The sequence below is a fragment of the Robiginitalea marina genome, from assembly GCF_024006985.1.
In the GTDB taxonomy this organism is placed as follows: Bacteria; Bacteroidota; Bacteroidia; order Flavobacteriales; family Flavobacteriaceae; genus Robiginitalea; species Robiginitalea marina.
Genome location: NZ_JAMXIB010000002.1, coordinates 1 through 18,775, shown reverse-complemented (window position 1 = coordinate 18,775; position 18,775 = coordinate 1). Strand labels below are relative to the sequence as shown.

10 protein-coding genes and 1 tRNA gene are annotated in these 18,775 nt (G+C 56.3%); 6 read left to right on the top strand and 5 right to left on the bottom strand.

The genetic code is table 11. The features are described from left to right. Positions 1–2: 2 nt before the first annotated feature. Positions 3–2,441: a bifunctional aspartate kinase/homoserine dehydrogenase I gene (gene thrA / locus NG653_RS02845; protein WP_252740160.1), complete on the bottom strand. Its 2,439-nt coding sequence runs from the start codon at positions 2,439–2,441 to the stop codon at positions 3–5. Between the two features lie 217 nt (positions 2,442–2,658). Here thrA and NG653_RS02840 point away from each other — a divergent pair, with 217 nt between their 5' ends. Further along, positions 2,659–4,200 (top strand): NAD(P)H-hydrate dehydratase, encoded by a 1,542-nt coding sequence (locus NG653_RS02840; RefSeq protein WP_252740159.1) that lies wholly within the window; start codon positions 2,659–2,661, stop codon positions 4,198–4,200. A 36-nt stretch (positions 4,201–4,236) separates the two neighbouring features. Here the strand turns inward: NG653_RS02840 and NG653_RS02835 are convergent, their stop codons facing one another. Beyond that, positions 4,237–4,647, bottom strand: a complete 411-nt coding sequence (locus tag NG653_RS02835; RefSeq protein ID WP_252740158.1) for an STAS/SEC14 domain-containing protein — start codon at positions 4,645–4,647, stop codon at positions 4,237–4,239. 204 nt (positions 4,648–4,851) lie between these two features. Continuing rightward, a complete protein-coding gene (locus tag NG653_RS02830) occupies positions 4,852–7,407 on the bottom strand; it encodes an ATP-dependent Clp protease ATP-binding subunit (protein ID WP_252740157.1) in 2,556 nt (851 codons plus the stop codon). Between the two features lie 261 nt (positions 7,408–7,668). Here NG653_RS02830 and gyrA point away from each other — a divergent pair, with 261 nt between their 5' ends. Together gyrA and NG653_RS02820 are read left to right on the top strand one after the other, a co-directional pair. After that, the gene (gene gyrA / locus NG653_RS02825) at positions 7,669–10,206 is read left to right on the top strand and encodes a DNA gyrase subunit A (RefSeq protein WP_252740156.1); all 2,538 of its coding nucleotides are present in this window, start codon (positions 7,669–7,671) and stop codon (positions 10,204–10,206) included. 52 nt (positions 10,207–10,258) lie between these two features. Further along, positions 10,259–11,521, top strand: a complete 1,263-nt coding sequence (locus NG653_RS02820; RefSeq protein WP_252740155.1) for a tetratricopeptide repeat protein — start codon at positions 10,259–10,261, stop codon at positions 11,519–11,521. 48 nt (positions 11,522–11,569) lie between these two features. Here the strand turns inward: NG653_RS02820 and NG653_RS02815 are convergent, their stop codons facing one another. Further along, positions 11,570–12,328, bottom strand: a complete 759-nt coding sequence (locus tag NG653_RS02815; RefSeq protein WP_252740154.1) for a C40 family peptidase — start codon at positions 12,326–12,328, stop codon at positions 11,570–11,572. An 18-nt stretch (positions 12,329–12,346) separates the two neighbouring features. Next, positions 12,347–13,522: an acetyl-CoA C-acyltransferase gene (locus NG653_RS02810; protein ID WP_252740153.1), complete on the bottom strand. Its 1,176-nt coding sequence runs from the start codon at positions 13,520–13,522 to the stop codon at positions 12,347–12,349. A 119-nt stretch (positions 13,523–13,641) separates the two neighbouring features. Here NG653_RS02810 and NG653_RS02805 point away from each other — a divergent pair, with 119 nt between their 5' ends. The 3 genes from NG653_RS02805 to NG653_RS02795 all read left to right on the top strand — a co-directional run bounded on the left by NG653_RS02805 (position 13,642) and on the right by NG653_RS02795 (position 18,406). Next, positions 13,642–15,690, top strand: a complete 2,049-nt coding sequence (locus NG653_RS02805) for an HD family phosphohydrolase (protein WP_252740152.1) — start codon at positions 13,642–13,644, stop codon at positions 15,688–15,690. Between the two features lie 146 nt (positions 15,691–15,836). After that, entirely contained in the window at positions 15,837–18,209 is a 2,373-nt protein-coding gene (locus NG653_RS02800; protein ID WP_252740151.1) for an alpha-2-macroglobulin family protein, read from the top strand. Positions 18,210–18,322: 113 nt separating this feature from the next. Beyond that, positions 18,323–18,406 (top strand) — tRNA-Ser (locus tag NG653_RS02795). Positions 18,407–18,775 lie beyond the last annotated feature (369 nt).

Sequence of the window (18,775 nt, the reverse complement as noted above, 5' to 3'; positions counted from 1 at the left end):
GCTTATACCTTTCCTGCCCTGATGATGTCGGCGAAAATCCCGGAGGCGGTAACTTCGGCCCCGGCCCCGGCCCCCTTCACCACCAGGGGCTGCTCCCGGTACCGGTCGGTGTAGAAGAGGACAATGTTGTCACTCCCTTTAAGGGAGAAGAAATCATGGCCCTCCGGGACCTCCTCCAGGCCTACCCAGGCCTTTCCTGCATTGAACTCCGCGACGAATCTCAGGAGTTTGCCACCCCGGGTGGCATTGTTGTACAAGGCCTGAAAATGGGGCTCCCCGGCTTGAAGGGCCTCGTAAAACCCTTCCAGGGCAGGGGCCTCCAGGGCCCCTTGGGGCAGGAAGCCCCGGTTCCCGATGTCATCCAGTTCCAGGCCGTGCCCGCTTTCCCTTGCGAGGATAAGGATTTTGCGCATCACATCTACCCCGCTGAGGTCGATTCTGGGGTCGGGCTCGGTATACCCTTCCTCACGGGCTTCCTTCACGATTTCAACGAAAGGCCTTTCCCCCGTATAGGTATTCAAGATATAATTCAGGCTCCCGGAAAGTACCGCCTGGATACGGTGGATTCGATCGCCTGACAGCACGAGGTTTTTCAGGGTGTCGATCACCGGAAGGCCTGCCCCCACATTGGTTTCAAACAGGAAGGGGACCCCATAGGTCCGGGCAAGGCCTTTTAAGCGGGCATACTCCCCATAGGCAGCGGAACAGGCTATTTTGTTGCAGGTCACCACGGCAATACTGCCCTGCAGGTACCGGGCGTATCCCCCTGCAATGGATTCACTGGCCGTATTATCCACAAAGAGGGCATTCCTTAAGTTAAGCGTCCTGACCGTTTGGTAAAAGGCGTCGGGGTCGGCCGGGATGCCGTTTTCCAGCAGGCGTTCCCATTGGTCCAGGTCCAGGCCGTCTTCCGCGAATACCATTTTCCGGGAATTGGAGATCCCAACCACCCGGAGTTGCAACCGGTGCTGCGCGCTGAGGTAGTGTTGCTGGTTGCGGATTTGCGCGAGGAGGCGCGAACCCACATTGCCGACCCCCATAATAAACAGGTTCAGGGGCTTTATCCGCTCTTCGAAGAATTCTTCATGCAGGGTGTTGAGGGCCTTTTTGACATCGGATGACGCGATTACGGCCGAGATGTTCCGCTCGGAAGCCCCCTGGGCAATGGCCCGGATATTGACGTTGTTGCGCCCCAGGGCGCTGAACATTTTTCCACTGAGCCCCTGGTGGTGTTTCATCTGGTCCCCAACCAGGGCTACGATGGATAACCCGTTTTCCACCAGTACCGGTTTTACTTCCCCCTTGGAACGCTCGAAGGCAAATGCCTCGTCCAGGGCCGATGCAGCCCGGGCGAGGTCTTTTTCATGGATGCCGGCGCAGAGCGAATGCTCTGAAGACGCCTGCGTAATCAGGACCACGTTGATCCGTTCGGCCGACAGGACCTCAAAAAAGCGCCTGCTTACCCCCGGGATGCCGACCATCCCGGGCCCTTCCAGGGAGAGCAGCCCGATTTCCGGCACATAGCTGATGCCCCTGACCGTCCTTCCCGCCCCGTTGGCGGAAGCTTCGATGCGGGTCCCCGGCGCCTTGGGGTCAAAGGTATTTCGGATCGATAGCGGGATCCCTGCCTGCAAGACCGGGCGGATGGTGGGCGGGTAGAGGACCTTGGCCCCGAAATGGGACAATTCCATGGCCTCTTCATAAGAGATCACAGCAATTGGCCGGGCTTGCGGCACCACCCGTGGGTTGGCGGTGTACATCCCGCTTACGTCGGTCCAGATTTGCAGTTCCGAGGCCCCGGTAGCCGCAGCATAGAGGGCGGCCGTATAGTCTGAGCCCCCCCGCCCCAGGGTGGTGGTATGCCCTTCCGGGGTGGCCCCGATAAACCCGGGGAGTACCACGATGGGTGGAGAGCCGTCGAGTGCTTCCCTGACGAGGGCATAGGTGTTGTCTTCTGCAACACGGGCATTTCCATAGGTATTATCGGTGCGGATCAGTTTCCGGCTATCCCTGAAACCGGCCTGAAGGCCCTGGCCGGAATAGTAGGAGGCGATGATAAATGAGGACAATAGTTCCCCGTAGCTCAGGATTTTGTCCTGGATTTTCGGGGTTGTTTCCCCGATCAGGAATGAGCCTTCCAACAGGGTTTCAAGGGTATTCAGGTCTTTTTTGACTTTTCCAACCACAGCGGGCTGCCCCTGGGGGGGCAAGAGCCCCCTTACGGTATCCAGGTGCCTGCTTTCAATGGCTTCCAGGGATTCCCGCCACGCCTCGTCCTGGGCTGCAGCCTGCTGGGTGGCCTTTACCAGGAGGTCGGTTATGCCCCCCAGGGCAGAGACGACCACCAGGGCGGGGGTTTCGGTAGCTTTCACAATCGCCAGGGTACTGGCGATGGACTCCGGGGTGGCCACGGAGGTCCCCCCAAATTTTAAGACAATCATAGGTCAGGTATTCATCGGGCGGGGTTGCGGGCCCGGGTATCCCGTTCAGGTCCCAAAAAGTCCGGCCCCGGCCCGGTAACACCCCAAAAGTAGTACATTTGAAACCCTGTCCAAATCCTGACCCCGGAAATACACAGGATTCAGAAATCGGGGATTTTTCTTTTGGATCTTTCCAACATTTGCTTCCTTTATAAGGAAATAGGCAATCCGGGAACCTATGAAAATACTTAGTCGAGAACAGTTCTACGAGGCAGACCGACGGACGCTTTCCGCTGAAGGGATCCCTGGCGAAGCCCTTATGGAACGGGCGGCAACGCGGGTCTTTGACTGGCTCCATGCCCGCCTTGAGGGAGCGCCGGTGCCTGTTTTTGTTTTCTGCGGCGTGGGGAACAATGGTGGCGATGGCCTGGTCGTGGCCCGACACCTTCTGGACCATGGGTACACAGTAGATGTTTTTGTGGTGGATTACAGCCAGGCGCGATCGGAGGATTTCCTGACCAACCTGAAACGGCTGAAGGGGCGAAAGAAGTGGCCGGAATACCTCGACCAGGGAAGTCCCCTCCCGGAAATCCCCGCCAACGGGGTAATTATAGACGCGATATTTGGCATTGGCCTGAATCGCCCCCCCGATCCGTGGGTGGCAGACCTGATCCGGCACCTGAATAGCTCCGGGGCGTTTGTCCTGAGCATCGATATGCCCTCGGGCCTCTACCTGCACCGGGTCCCGGAAGACCCTTCTGCCGTGGTGGGGGCTGATGTCCTCCTGACGTTCATGGCCCCCAAACTCGTTTTTTTCCTACCCCAAACCGGGGTATTTGCAGAGCGTTGGGAAGTGCTCGATATCGGTCAGGACCCCGTATATATGGAGGAGGCAGAGGCCGCATATAACCTGGTCGGGCGTGAAATGGTGCGCACATTTTACAGGCCCCGGACGAAGTTTTCCCATAAGGGGACCTATGGGCATGCCCTGGTATTGGGGGGCAGCCATGGGAAAATCGGGGCGGTGGCCCTGGCTGCAAAGGCGGCATTGGCCAGCGGGGCCGGGCTGGTTACCGCCTGTGTGCCGGAGTGCGGGTATGTGCCCCTGCAGGCCCAGCTACCTGAGGTCATGGTGCTGACCACCCCCGGTTTTTCAGAGCATACGGAGCTTCCCGACGTGGGGGCAGCACAGGTGTGTGGCATCGGCATGGGCATGGGTACGGGTGAACCTGTACAAAAGGCGTTCCTCGCCTGGCTCGAAAAAATGCAAACACCGGTACTGCTGGACGCGGACGCGCTAAACATCCTGAGCCTCCACCCTGCGGACCTGCATCGGATCCCCGGGGGGAGTATCCTGACCCCCCACCCGGGGGAACTGAAACGCCTGGTTGGTCCCTGGAAAGATGATTTTGACAAACTTGAAAAAGCGTTGGTATTTGCCGGCGCCCACAAGTGCATTCTTGTCGTTAAGGGCGCCCATACCATGGTTTTTGCACAGGGGAAAGGGTATGTCAATACCACAGGCAACCCGGGCATGGCCACGGCCGGAAGCGGGGATGTACTAAGCGGGATGATTACGGGGTTGCTCGCCCAGGGGTATGAGCCGCTGCAGGCAGCGTTGCTTGGGGTATACCTCCACGGGAGGGCCGGGGATCTCGGTGCTTCCCGAACGGGGTATGAGGCCCTGACTGCTACGGAGATAATCTCCTCGATTTCTCAGGCATTCCTTGAATTGTCGGGCCCTGCGGGCCCGGACCAAAAGCATACTGCCGGGGGGTGAAGTTGTGGGCAAAGGCCCTTCAGTGGCCAGGAAAGGCTATTCAGGATTGCTGATCACCAGCCTTTTGCGCACCCACTTCAGTGCGTTCTGGTAATCCACAAAGAATTTCATGGACTTTCTGTAGAACATTTTCTCGATATGGAAGTTATGCATATCCACTTCCTTATTGGAAACGATGGCGAAAGCCTTTAGGTTTTCCAGTTCCCTGAGGTAGGTGTATACCGTGGGGTCGATGGCATAGGAATTCGTCCGGTGGCTGATAAAGCCGAAGTTTCGGTCCCTGAAATGGATCTCGGAGATCCCGATGATTTGGTAAGCGCGTTCCAGGGTGAGGGTCGATCCTTCGTCGAAGAGGGAAACCATGTAATTGTCATAAACCTGAATCTTTCCAACATCGAGCAGGTACTCCTTGACGATGACGGTCTTTTTGGCCGGTCCGTAGCTCATTCCATTTTTCATTTTAGTGTCTCAGGGCGAAAGTACCCGTAAGCCCCCCGAAACGGAAAATTATTAGATTAATGACCGAAATATCGCATATAAGGTGCCTGCCGGCAGGCGCCTGTATTCCTATTCCTACGAAAGGGGGAAAGGGGTACAAAAAAAGGGCGTCCCCTTTCAGGGACACCCCGTATAATCAATTTCCTACAGGCCTCAGGCCTCCTTGGAAGACTCGCTGGATTTGGTGATGGCAATACTCAGGCGGTCGTTGCCTTCGTCCAGGTCCATGGTGATGTGGTCACCCTCCTGCAGCTTGGCATTGACGATTTCCTCGGCCAGGGCATCTTCGATGTATTTCTGTATGGCCCTTTTAAGGGGGCGGGCCCCGTATTGCTTGTCAAAGCCCTTTTCGGCAATATAGTCCCTGGCCCTGTCGGTGAGCTGGAGTTCATAGCCGATATCCCTGATACGGGCATAGAGTTTCTTCAGCTCGATATCGATGATCAGGTGGATGTGTTCCCGCTCCAGGGGGTTGAATACGATCACGTCATCGATCCGGTTCAGGAATTCCGGGGCGAAGGCCTTTTTAAGGGCATTTTCGATTACGCTTTTCTGGTAAGTATCCTCCTGGGATTTCCTTGCAGCGGTACCAAAACCAACCCCCTGCCCGAAGTCCTTTAACTGCCGGGCCCCGATATTGGAGGTCATGATGATGATGGTGTTGCGGAAGTCGATCTTCCGGCCCAGGCTGTCGGTGAGGTATCCGTCGTCGAGTACCTGCAACAGCATGTTGAACACATCCGGGTGGGCTTTCTCAACCTCGTCGAGCAGGATAACGGAATAGGGTTTGCGGCGCACCTTTTCGGTCAGCTGCCCCCCTTCTTCATATCCCACATATCCGGGAGGCGCCCCGACCAGCCGGGAGATGGCGAATTTTTCCATGTATTCGCTCATGTCGATGCGCACCAGGGCATCTTCGGAGTCGAACAGTTCTTTTGCCAGGACCTTGGCCAGCTGGGTTTTGCCCACCCCGGTCTGGCCGAGGAAAATAAAGCTGCCAATGGGTTTGTTGGGGTCTTTCAGCCCGGCCCTGTTGCGCTGGATGGCCTTGGCCACCTTTTGCACGGCTTCATCCTGCCCGATGACGCTGTTTTTGATCAGGTCGGGCAACTTTGCGAGTTTGTTGCTTTCTGTCTGGGCAATCTTGTTTACCGGGATGCCGCTCATCATCGATACCACGTCGGCCACATTGTCGGCGGTAACGGTTTCGCGGTTCAGGCGGCTCTCTTCCTCCCATTTCTCCTGGGCGATGGAGAGGTCCTTCTCGAGTCGCTTTTCATCGTCCCGGAGCTTGGCGGCCTCCTCGTAGCGTTGCTTTTTGACCACGCTGTTTTTGAGGTCCCGCACCTCATCGAGCTGCTTTTCCAGTTCCAGGATCTGCTTGGGCACGTCCATGTTCACAATATGGACCCGGGAACCGGCCTCGTCCAGGGCGTCAATGGCCTTGTCGGGCAGGAAGCGGTCGGTGATGTACCGGTTGGTTAGCTTCACGCAGGCATCGATAGCCTCTTCCGTGTAGTTCACGTTATGGTGGTCCTCGTATTTTCCTTTAATGTTTTTGAGGATTTCGATGGTTTCCTCCACGGAAGTGGGTTCCACCATGACTTTCTGGAACCTCCGTTCCAGGGCGCCGTCCTTTTCGATGTACTGCCGGTACTCATCGAGGGTAGTGGCACCGATGCACTGTATTTCGCCCCTGGCCAGGGCGGGTTTGAACATATTGGAGGCGTCGAGGCTTCCGGTGGCGCCGCCAGCCCCCACGATGGTGTGGATTTCATCGATGAAGAGGATCACATCGTCATTCTTTTCGAGCTCGTTCATCACGGCCTTCATCCGCTCCTCGAACTGCCCGCGGTATTTGGTACCCGCCACCAGGGAAGCCAGGTCCAGGGTAACCACCCTTTTATTGTAGAGGATGCGCGACACTTTTTTGTTGATGATCCTCAGGGCAAGGCCTTCCGCAATGGCGCTTTTCCCCACCCCGGGTTCCCCGATCAGCAGGGGGTTGTTTTTTTTGCGACGGCTCAGGATTTGGGAGACCCGTTCGATCTCCTTCTCCCGCCCGACCACGGGGTCCAGTTTGTTTTCCTCAGCCAGTTGGGTGAGGTCCCGGCCAAAATTGTCCAGCACAGGGGTCTTGGATTTCTTGCTCCCCTTCTGGGCGGCACTGCCTGTATAGGAGCCCTCCTTGCTTTCCCCCACGTCATCTGAATCGCTGGGGAATTCCGCGGAAGGGGATTCGCGGTAGTCCTCTTCGCTCTCGCTGGTTATCATGCTTTTGAATTGTTCCTTTACCCCATCGTAGTCTACTTTCATCTTGTGCAGCAGCTTGGTGGTGGGGTCGTTTTCGTTCCGCAGGATACAGAGCAGGAGGTGGGCTGTATTGATCGAAGAACTCTGGAAAAGCTTGGCTTCCAGAAAGGTGGTCTTCAGGGCGCGCTCTGCCTGCCGGGTCAGGTGCAGGTTCTTTTTATCCTTGGGCTGGTTGTTGGCATTTGGGTTGGGGGGGCTGAGGATCTCGACCTTCCTGCGCAGGTGTTCCAGGTCCACGTCCATGGCATCGAGAATGCTGATGGCCTTCCCGTTTCCATCGCGCAGCAACCCCAGCATCAGGTGCTCGGTACCGATAAAATCATGGCCGAGTCTGAGTGCTTCCTCTTTGCTGTAGGCAATTACGTCTTTTACCCTTGGTGAAAAATTATCATCCATAAATGCTCCTTAATCAAAATTAAAATTACGAAATCTATTTTTAAGATAGACAAATACCGTACCCATATTCGATAAACCTGTCCGAATAGACAAAAAATAAGGCGATTTACAAAAAAATTAACGCGGCATTTATCCACCTTCACCCCCCCGGATTCTGTTGATAAATTCTTGAATAAAACTCCGCCGGCTACCCTCAAAACCTTCGATTTTACGTATATTGGCATGATTTTTTAACCCCAAAATCTGAACTAAAACAGTACTATGGCGGAAGGAGAAAAATTGATCCCCATCAACATTGAAGATGAGATGAAATCGGCCTACATCGACTATTCGATGTCGGTCATTGTGTCACGTGCCCTGCCAGATGTCAGGGATGGCCTGAAACCCGTACACCGGAGGGTGCTTTTCGGGATGCACGAACTGGGGGTTCGGTCCACCAGCGCGCATAAAAAATCGGCCAGGATTGTCGGGGAGGTTTTGGGTAAGTATCACCCCCATGGCGATACTTCCGTTTATGACACCATGGTCCGGATGGCCCAGGAATGGAGCCTGAGGTATATGCTTATCGACGGGCAGGGGAATTTTGGTTCCATAGACGGCGACAGCCCTGCGGCCATGAGGTATACCGAGGCCCGCATGCGCAAGATAGCCGACGAGATGCTTGCCGACATCGACAAGGAGACCGTTGACCTCCAGCTGAATTTTGACGATTCCCTGCAGGAACCCACCGTGTTGCCCACGCGCATCCCGAACCTGCTGGTTAACGGGGCTTCCGGGATAGCCGTGGGTATGGCCACCAACATGGCCCCCCACAACCTTTCCGAGGTGGTTGACGGTACCGTTGCTTATATTGACAACCGCGAGATCGAAATCGACGAGCTGATCCAGCACATCAAAGCCCCGGATTTCCCAACAGGCGGGATTATTTACGGATACGACGGGGTGCGGGAGGCCTTCCACACCGGCCGGGGAAGGGTGGTGATGCGGGCCCGGGCCCATTTTGAAGAAATCCAGGGCCGGGAATGCATCGTGGTCACCGAAATCCCCTACCAGGTCAACAAAGCCGATATGATCAAGAAAACGGTTGACCTGATCAACGAGAAAAAGGTGGAGGGCATTGCAGATATCCGCGATGAATCCAACCGGAAGGGTATGCGGGTGGTCTATGTCCTGAAACGGGACGCCATCCCGAACATCGTTTTGAATACCCTGTACAAGTATACCGCCCTGCAAACTTCCTTTAGCGTGAACAATATCGCCCTGGTGGGCGGAAGGCCGCAACTGCTGAACCTGAAGGAAATGATCGGGTATTTTGTGGAACACCGCCACGAGGTGGTGACGCGGCGTTCGCAGTACGAGCTGCGGAAGGCGGAGGAACGCGCACACATCCTGGAAGGGCTGATCATCGCCTCAGACAACATCGACGAGGTGATCGCGATCATCAGGGGGTCTGCAAACCCGGAAGAAGCCCGGGAAAACCTGATTGAGCGCTTCAAGCTTACCGAAATCCAGGCGCGGGCCATCGTGGAGATGCGGTTGCGCCAGCTCACGGGCCTGGAGCAGGATAAGCTCCGCTCGGAATACGAGGAGGTCCTGGCCTCCATAGAAGACCTCAAGGACATCCTGGCCAGGGAGGAGCGCCGGATGGAGATCATTAAGGAAGAACTCCTGGAGGTAAAGGAAAAGTACGGGGATGCCCGCCGTTCGGAGATCAACTATGCAGGGGGGGACCTCAGCATCGAGGACATGATCCCCGATGAGCAGGTGGTGATCACCATTTCCCACGCCGGCTACATCAAGCGCACCCCCCTGACGGAATACAAGACCCAGCACAGGGGCGGGGTGGGGCAGAAAGCCTCTTCCACGCGCAATGAGGATTTCCTCGAACACCTTTTCGTTGGGACCAACCACCAGTACATGCTCTTCTTTACCCAGAACGGGCAGTGTTTCTGGCTTCGCGTTTACGAGATCCCGGAAGGGAGCCGCACCTCCAAGGGAAGGGCGATCCAGAACCTGATCAATATTGCCCAGGACGATAAGGTAAAGGCATTTATCTGTACCCGAGACCTCAAGGACGAGGAGTACGTCAACAGCCATTACGTAATAATGGCCACCAAGAAGGGGATCGTGAAAAAGACCCCCCTGGAGCAGTATTCCCGCCCCCGTCAGAACGGGATCATTGCCATCAATGTAAGGGAAGGTGACGAATTGCTGGAGGCGAAGCTCACCACGGGCACAAGCCAGATCTTCCTCGGGCTGAAATCGGGCAAGGCAATCAGGTTCGAGGAAAGCAAGACCCGGCCCATGGGTCGCAATGCCTCCGGGGTTCGCGGCATCACCCTTGCCAATGACAAGGATGAGGTCATCGGGATGGTTTCCGTAAACAATTTCGACGAGGATATCCTGGTAGTTTCAGAGCATGGCTACGGGAAACGCTCCAGCATCGACGATTACCGGATTACCAACCGGGGCGGCAAAGGCGTCAAGACCATCTCCATCACCAAAAAGACCGGTGGCCTGGTGGCTATCAAGAACGTTTCCGACCTCGATGACCTGATGATCATCAACAAATCGGGCATCGCCATCCGCATGAGCGTGGAAGACCTGCGCACCATGGGGCGGGCCACCCAGGGGGTAAAGCTTATCAACCTCAGGGATAACGATTCCATCGCCGCAGTGGCTAAGGTGATGAAGGATGAGGAAAACCTCGATGAGGCCGAAATCATGGATATGGAGGTAAAAACCGAAGATGGCACGGTCCTTGACCAGGAACATCCGGATTCCCCTGAAAACTCGTAAATAATCCAAACACTGAATTTGAATAAACACTAATTTGAATAAACACGATTACATGAAAACCAAAATCTTTCTTATGGCGGCCCTGCTGATGAGCGTGGCCGGATTTTCTCAGAAGAACGAAATCAAGGCAGCGGAAAAAGCCTTGAAGAGCGGCGATATCGCCACAGCAAAGGCCAGCCTTGAAAGCGCTGCAGGGCTGATTTCCGGGGCCGATGAACGGACCCAGGCCCAGTATTATTTCCTCCAGGGGCAGGTATTTGCCGACCTGGGAAGGAAAGGTGATGCCAGTGCCTTTCAGCAGGCTGTGGACGCCTACAACAAAGTAGTGAGCATCGAGGAGGCCAGCGGCAAGGCCAAATACACTGCCGACGCCAAGACCCAGATGACGACAGTGGCAAATGACCTGGTGAATGCCGCTGTGGAAGACAACAAAAACAAAAATTTCAAGGATGCTGCCGAAAAACTCTACATGAGCTACAAACTCAGCCCCAGGGATACGGTATTCCTGTACTATGCCGCCAGCAGCGCGGTGAACGGGGGTGAGTACGAAATGGCCCTGGACTACTACAAGGAGCTGAAAGATGTCGGGTACGACGGGAGCACCATGGTTTACAAGGCTACCAACGTGGAAACTGGCGAGGTGGAGGAAATGGACAAAACCCAGCGCGACATCATGGTGAAATCGGGCACCTACACCAACCCGATGGATGAGAAAACCGAATCCAAACACGCTGAAATTGTAAGGAATATTGCCCTGATCTACACCCAGCTGGGCCAGAATGACGAAGCCCTTGAAGCCTATAAGGATGCGCGTGCCGACAACCCGAACGACGTAAACCTGGTGCTGAATGAGGCCAACCTGTACTACCAGATGGGGGATAAGGACAAATTCAAGTCCCTGATGGGTGAGGCGGCACGCATGGCTCCCGACAACCCGGACCTGCATTACAACATCGGGGTGATCAACATGGAGCAGGGAGACCTGGAGGCAGCCCGTGCAGCCTACCGGAAGGCGATTGAAGTCAACCCCGGATACGTAAATGCCCAGTTGAACCTTTCCACCACGTATGTGAACGAGGGGAACGCCCTGATTGACGAAATGAACGCCCTGGGGACCTCCCGGGCCGATATCGCCAAATACGACGAACTCAAGCAAAAGAAGGACGACTTGTTTTCCGAAGGGGCCAGGGTCCTGGAAGATGCCCTGAAGACAAACCCCGACAACCAAAGTGTGCTTTCGCAACTCAAGAACATCTACGGTGCCCTTGGGGATACCGAGAACTTTATGCGCATCAAAAAACTGCTGGGCGAATAAGTCCAGGCACCTGATGAAATGAGGCCCCGGTTACCCCCGGGGCTTTTTTTATTCTGCGATTTTCTTGATGACCCTCAGCGGATGGGTGTAGCGCCTAAGGCTGGTGTTGAAGATGCCCGTGTGGTCGATCCGGTCGATGCGGACCTCCCCGTCGCAATGGATGATGTAGTTGTCCTTCATGATGATCCCCACATGGTTGATCACCCCATCGGGTCCGTCGAAGAACGCGAGGTCTCCCGGGTCGCTTTCTTCGATAAAGCTCAGGGGAACCCCCTGGGTGGCTTGCTGGTTCGGGTTTCGTTTCAGCAACAGGCCCTGGCTGCGGTAAACCATCTGGCTCAGGCCCCCGGCATCAATCCCAAACGGGGAACGCCCCCCCTGCATTTCCGGGGTACCCAGGTACAGGAGGGCTGTTTCGACCAGGGCCTCCTTCCCGGCCCCCTGTTGGGGAAATACGGCTCCTTCATGCGAATGGCCGAGGTGTGCGGCATGCCTGACGCTAGCCCCCAGGGGGACGGCAAGCAGTACCCCGTCAACGGTACAGATGTGCGACACCAGGTCTGCGGCGCACCCGCCGCCCGACTCCTGTTCCAAAGCGCGGTAGGCGGCTTCCTCCAGGGAGTGGACCTGGCTGTTGCGCACCCATCCTTCGGTTTGGTCGGCCTGTGTCCTGATGCGGCTCCAGTGCTTTCGGGATTCCAACAGGCAAAACAGCTCCCCGTACAGCAATTGGGTCACCAGGCCGCTATGGCCGTCCGCGGTTTCGTGGACAGGAAGTAGGCTCAGGGAACAAATACCGTATTGCATTCCTTCTGCTCGCGGGGTTTAGGACCTTTCGATGACCATGGCTGAGGCGCCCCCCCCTCCGTTGCAGATGGCGGCGGCCCCCAGGCGGGCATTATTTTGCCGGAGGATATGGATAAGGGTGACCAGGATCCTTGCCCCGGAACAGCCCAGGGGGTGGCCGAGGGATACGGCACCACCGTGTACATTGACATTGCGGTCAGTCAGCCCCAGTAATTTGATGTTTGCCAACCCGACTACACTGAAGGCCTCGTTGAACTCAAAATAGTCGATGTCGCCAAGGGATACCCCGGCTTTGTCGAGGGCCAGGGGGAGGGCTTTGGCAGGGGCCGTGGTAAACCATTTGGGTTCCTGAGCGGCATCGGCGTAGCTTCGGATACGCGCCAGGGGTTCAAGCCCCAGTTCTTTTGCCTTTTCCGCGCTCATCAGTACCAGGGCAGCCGCGCCGTCATTGATGGTGGACGCATTGGCCGCGGTTACCGTGCCTTCCTTTGAGAACGCAGGCCGGAGTTGCGGGATTTTATCCATATGCACATTCCTGTATTCTTCATCCCGGGCGACTACCAGGGCATCCCCCCGTCGCTGGGGGACTTCCACGGGCACCACCTCGTCGGCGAACTTCCCGCCCTCCCAGGCCGCCGCGGAACGCTCGTAGGACTGTATGGCAAAGGCATCCTGGTCTTCCCGGCTGAACTGGTATTCTGCAGCGCAGGCATCGGCACAGACGCCCATGGCCTGCTCGTCATAAGCATCCACCAGCCCGTCTTTTTGCATCCCGTCCAACAGGGTGGCCGGCCCGAACTTTTGTCCGCTCCTCAGGTGGAGGTAATGGGGAATAAGGCTCATATTTTCCATGCCCCCGGCGACCATGATGGCCCGGTCACCCAGGGCGATGGCCTGGGCTGCCTGCATGACAGCCTTCATGCCTGAGGCGCATACCTTGTTCACCGTTGTACAGGGAACCGTATCCGGGATTCCGGCATAGATCGCAGCTTGCCGTGCGGGCGCCTGCCCGGCCCCTGCCTGCACCACGTGGCCCATCAGGACCTCTTCCACCTTTGCAGGGTCGAGCCCTATTTTATCGAGTGCCCCCCGGATGGCTACTGCCCCGAGCCTGGGGGCGGGGATGCTGGAGAGGGATCCCATGAAACTACCTATTGGGGTCCGGACGGCGGACACGATGACAACCTCTTTCATTGGATGGATTTTTTCTGTTGCAAATTTACTAAATTAAACCCGGATGCTCCGGCCGGGTGGTGCAAAAGGCCACCAAATAGCGGGGGATTTTCCTATTTTTGACCCGAAGAGCCGGCCCTATGTCCAAAACCCTGGATTCCCTGTACCGATCCCAAGCGACGATATACAAGTATATCCTGTATTTTGCGGCCATTGGATGCATCGTTTTTTTCTTCCCACGGGGCGGGCAGTTCAAATACGAATTCCAGAAAGGGAAACCCTGGCAGTACGAGAACCTCTACGCCCCTTTCGATTTTTCCATACGGAAGTCGGCTGAAGAACTTGCCGCAGAGCGGCAGGCGATCGAACAGGAGCAGATCCCCTACTACCGGTACGAATCCGATACCGCCCGGGAGGTACACCAGGATTACGAGGCGCAGTTCCCGAATTTTTTTCCGCAATCTGAATTTTCCCCGGCCCAATGGGCGCGCCTGGGCCGAAAAGGGCGGGAAATGATCGACAGCGTATACAGCCGGGGCCTTCTTGAAGAAGGGGCGGTTCCCAAATCCACGGAAGTGTATTTGGTGCGTAACAATGAGGCCAGCCGGGTGCCTGCGCACACCCTGCTTCATCCCGGGGAAATGGAAGGTTACCTGGGGCGCCTGGTTTCCCAAAAACGGGAAGAACCCTTTGCGGCGGCGTACCGTTCCCTCCTGCTCAGGGTGCTCAAGCCAAACCTGGTCCTCGACAAGGGCCTTATGGAAAGGGAATTGCAAAACCGGTTGTCGGGGATTTCCCTTACACGGGGCAGCGTGGACGAGGGTAAACTGATCATCGCCAAAGGGGAGGTGGTGGAAGCGGAAAACCTGAAGGTCCTGGAATCCCTGAAGGCAGAATACGAATCGGAACTCTGGTCGGTCCGCAATACCTATTTCATACAGGCCGGCTATACCGTGCTGGTTGCCCTGGTGCTGATGATGCTGCTTCTGTTCCTGAAAAAGTACCGCCCGGAGGTATATCGAAACAATGTTAACGTCACCTTTATTTTCTTCAATATCCTTGTGATGGTGTTTCTGACCACCCTTGTGGTCAAATATGACCAGGCCATGGTGTTTGTGGTGCCCCTGTGTATCCTGCCGCTGATTCTGAAGACCTTTTTCGATGCCCGCCTGGGGCTGTTTGTCCATGTACTGACCGTGCTGATCCTCGGCTTTGTAGTGCCCAACAGCTTCGAATACATTTTCCTGCAGATCGTAGCCGGGATTGTAACGATCCTCACGGTTTCCGAATTGTACAAGCGGGCCAACCTTTTTATTTCCGTGGGCCAGATCACCCTGATCTACATCCTGGGGTATTTTGCCTTCCACGTGATCCACGAGGGCAACCTGGACAATATCGTGTGGGTGACCTTCGGGTACTTCCTGCTCAACGGCATGATTACCCTATTCGCCCAGCCCCTGATCTATATCTATGAAAAGATGTTTGGGATGGTTTCCGATGTGTCGCTGCTGGAGCTTTCCGATACGAATTCCAGGTTGCTTAAGGAATTGTCGAACAAGGCCCCGGGGACCTTCAACCATTCCCTGCAGGTGGCGAACCTGGCCGAGGCTGCGGCCAACGAGATCGGGGCAAACGCCATGCTGGTGAGGGTAGGGGCCCTGTACCACGATATCGGTAAAATGAACAACCCCACCTTCTTTACGGAAAACCAGACCACCAACATCAACCCCCACGACGACCTGGACCCCCAAACCAGCGCCCGGGTCATCATAAAGCACGTCCTGGAAGGGATCGAAATGGCCCGAAAGAACAAGCTCCCCGACCGGATTATCGACTTTATCAGGACCCACCACGGCACCACCCTGGTCTACTATTTCTTTAAAAAGGCCCGGGAAGCCGACCCCGAGGGAATTCAGGAAGAGGAATTCCGTTATCCCGGCCCCATCCCGTTCTCAAGGGAGACCGCCATCCTGATGATGTCGGATGCGGTGGAGGCGGCCTCCAAAAGCCTGGTAAACCCGACCTACCCGATCATCGATGAATTCGTGGACCGCATCGTAGGGGGCCAAATGCAGGCGGGGCAGTTCCTGAATGCCGATATTACCTTCAAGGACATCGAAACGGTGAAAAAGGTCCTCAAACAACGCCTAACCAATATCTACCACCTGCGCGTGGAATACCCGGAATAAGTCTGGTTTATTTCAGGGGAACGCCAAGGGGAAGAGGCTGGTCTTTTCGGGACTACCCCTGGTTTTTACTAATAAATTCCTAAAAATGTAGGAATTATGCGGTTTCGGCCTTAACTTTTAATCAACAACCGCAAAATGCTGATAAAATGGTAAAGGCAGCCCTCTTTTCGACGCTCACCCTTTTCGCTATTTTTTCCCTGTCTGCCCAGGGCCAGGCCAGGACCCCTTTGCCTTCCTTTATGGAGCAGGGGGCATTCCCATACCAGGACCAGGTGATCGCCGATTCCCTGGCGCGGTGGGAGGAGCGGGTTTACCTCCATACCGACCGGGACCAGGCCCTGCCCGGGGATGTCCTTTTTTTCAAAGCCTATGTTTTCAACAGCCCTACCCGCAGGCGGTTCAGCCCCAGCGGGGTGTTGCGTGTGGAACTGCGCGACAGGGAAAATGCCCTGGTCGCGGCCCAGTACCACCCGATCCGGGAGGGGACGGGGGAAGGCGTGCTAAGGCTTCCCGGGAAGCTCCGTGAGGGCTCCTACGAGCTCCTGGCGTATACCCGCTGGATGAAGAATTACGGGGAAGGACAGTTTTTCAGGATGCCGATCCGGGTAGGGGAGGCTACGGAAAACCTTGATTTGCCTGAGCCCCCCCCGTCGGAAGGCATCTCCTTCCACCCCGAAGGGGGCCGGTTGCTGGCAGGCCTCCCGAACCGGCTCATATTGCGGTCAACCGATGACCTGCAAGGTGCTATCGTCGATGAAACAGGGGATGCCGTGGTAAAGGTCCAGGGCTATGCGGATGGCTATGGCCTGGCTATTTTCCGTCCCCTGGAGGGTAAATCCTACCAGTTCCAAACGGCCAACGGGGAACTTTTTCCACTGCCCGGGGTGGAACCCCGGGGGTATGCCCTGAAGATGAACAACCTTTCCCCGGAGAAGCTCCTTATCGAGGTGGAGGCCACCGAAGGCATGGGCGCGCAGCCCCTGTTGCTCGAGGGGGAGCAGGATGGACGGTTGCCGTTCGTCCATGTGCTCGAATTCAAGGACGGACCCACCCAGGCCTTCGAAATCCCTACGGCGGGGTTGGCCCGGGGGCTGATGACTTTCCGGCTAAGGGATTACGACGGGACGCAGTGGGCAGAGCGCTCTGTTTGGCTGGATCCAAGGAAGGAACTGGACATTGAGGTGGCCCCGATCGGCCCGGCCGACGGATCTGCAAAGCAGGCCGCCTTCAGAATACGGGTAACCGCCCCCGACGGGACCCCCGTGCAAACCGACCTCTCCGTGGGTGTCCGCAAGGGCGCGGTATCTGGGGAGTGGGGGCTTGACGCCTTTTTGCAACCGGGGTGGCTTTCGACGCGCAACCCGGGCGACCGGAGGGAACGGTTTCTATCCGACCTGAAAGCACTAAGCAATACAGGGGAGGCCCGGGAGAAGGCATTCCCCGGTGAAATCAGGTATCCGGTACAGCGGAGCCTGGAGTTGCACGGCACAGCCTATGACCTGGAGAACAACCTACTGGCCAAAACCAGGGTACAGGTACTGGCCACCTCCGATTCCACCCTGGTCATCCGGGAAGTGACCACCGATGCCGCCGGGGTGCTGCACCTCGAAGGCCTGGAGGTGGTGGGAGAGACCCAACTCGTCTTCCGCACCCGGGGTGACGACCAGAAAGAACGGTTGGTGAAGGTGGTCCCGATCCGGGAAAAAACACCCGGCAAAGGAGTGGGCATAGCCGAACCCGCGAAGAGCAAAAGCTATGCGAAAACCCAGCGGAAAATGGAGGTTGTGGAAGCTACACAGCCGGTACCTTACGACACCACAGGGGTCATAAAGCTAAGGGAAGCCACCGTTGAGGATAAACGCAGGCTGCAACACGAGTTGGTGCCCAGCCTTTACGGGGTGCAACCCAACCCCAGGGACATCGTGTATCAGGACCTTGAAAAACCCCTGCCCATCGATTTGTTGTTGCTTAAAATTCCCGGGTTCCAGGTAAGGCCCACCGTAGAGGGGATTCCCGTGGCGTATCATTTGCGAAGGGGCGGGGGAGGAGTGCTCTGGGTAGTGGACGGGCAGATCATCCGCACCGGAGGGGATCCGGAATATTCCCCCCTGGTTTACCTTACCCCGTTGGATATCCTCAGGATTGAATTCCTTATCGATGCGGGGCAAACCTCCATATTTGGCGTGCAGGCGCCTACCGGCGTGGTGTTGATCTATACCCGTAGCGGCAATTTCCTGGATTATGTGGACCGGAAGGAAGGGGGGCTTAATTTTAAAGGTTACGAACCCGAACTGGATTTCGAATCCTACCTGGCTGAGCGCAACCGAAACCGAAAGCTTCGGAAAACCGAGCTTTCCACCGTATACTGGAACCCCGGGGTGCAAACCGATGAAAACGGGGAGGCCGTAATCCGCTTCGACATCCCTGAAGACACTGAAAATTTGCAGTTTAGGGTGGAAGCACTTTCCCCAGATGGCCTGCCGGGCTCGTTCCGAAAAGACTTAAGGGAAATGCGGTAGCCGGGTGCAGGAAAAACTTCCGTAAAAAGTTGCGTCCCAAAACCATAAAAACTACCTTTGCATCCGCATTAACCCGGAGGTAGTTTCGGAACGTTCTTTTCAGGAAAAAAATTGGAGAGGTGCCGGAGTGGTAACGGAGCAGATTGCTAATCTGTCGACGGGTAACCGTCGCCTGGGTTCGAGTCCCAGTCTCTCCGCTCAAACCTCGCCCAGCGAGGCTGCAGCGGACCTGTCCGCTGTTTTTTTTTCACAGCGCGGCGTTGCCCTGAACCAGACCGGTAGGTGTTGTTCGCGGTAAACTCTGCCGGGTCCCTTTGTTGCTTGGGCAGCAGCGGGATTTAAAAACTTGTTTTCTGCTTTTGGCGGAATTACCGGTTTGAGAGTTGAGTTATTGAGGCCCACGCGCCAGCTGGCTTCCCGATAGCTATCGGGACTAAAAACGTCCACTGGACGTTATCTTAACGCTCGGCCCGGGGTGTAGCGTAGCCCGGTTATCGCGTCCCGCCTTTGGCGGGAAGGCCGCAGGGCCGAATAAAATATTGGATTGGGCAGGATTCTTACCTGCC

Bases quoted from the DNA above. Each gene is read 5' to 3' on its own strand.
- NG653_RS02800 (WP_252740151.1), top strand. From the start codon at position 15,837: ATGGTAAAGGCAGCCCTCTTTTCGACGCTCACCCTTTTCGCTATTTTT.
- thrA (WP_252740160.1), bottom strand. From the start codon at position 2,441: ATGATTGTCTTAAAATTTGGGGGGACCTCCGTGGCCACCCCGGAGTCC.
- gyrA (WP_252740156.1), top strand. From the start codon at position 7,669: ATGGCGGAAGGAGAAAAATTGATCCCCATCAACATTGAAGATGAGATG.
- NG653_RS02815 (WP_252740154.1), bottom strand. From the start codon at position 12,328: ATGCAATACGGTATTTGTTCCCTGAGCCTACTTCCTGTCCACGAAACC.
- NG653_RS02835 (WP_252740158.1), bottom strand. From the start codon at position 4,647: ATGAGCTACGGACCGGCCAAAAAGACCGTCATCGTCAAGGAGTACCTG.
- NG653_RS02830 (WP_252740157.1), bottom strand. From the start codon at position 7,407: ATGGATGATAATTTTTCACCAAGGGTAAAAGACGTAATTGCCTACAGC.
- NG653_RS02805 (WP_252740152.1), top strand. From the start codon at position 13,642: ATGTCCAAAACCCTGGATTCCCTGTACCGATCCCAAGCGACGATATAC.
- NG653_RS02840 (WP_252740159.1), top strand. From the start codon at position 2,659: ATGAAAATACTTAGTCGAGAACAGTTCTACGAGGCAGACCGACGGACG.
- NG653_RS02820 (WP_252740155.1), top strand. From the start codon at position 10,259: ATGAAAACCAAAATCTTTCTTATGGCGGCCCTGCTGATGAGCGTGGCC.
- NG653_RS02810 (WP_252740153.1), bottom strand. From the start codon at position 13,522: ATGAAAGAGGTTGTCATCGTGTCCGCCGTCCGGACCCCAATAGGTAGT.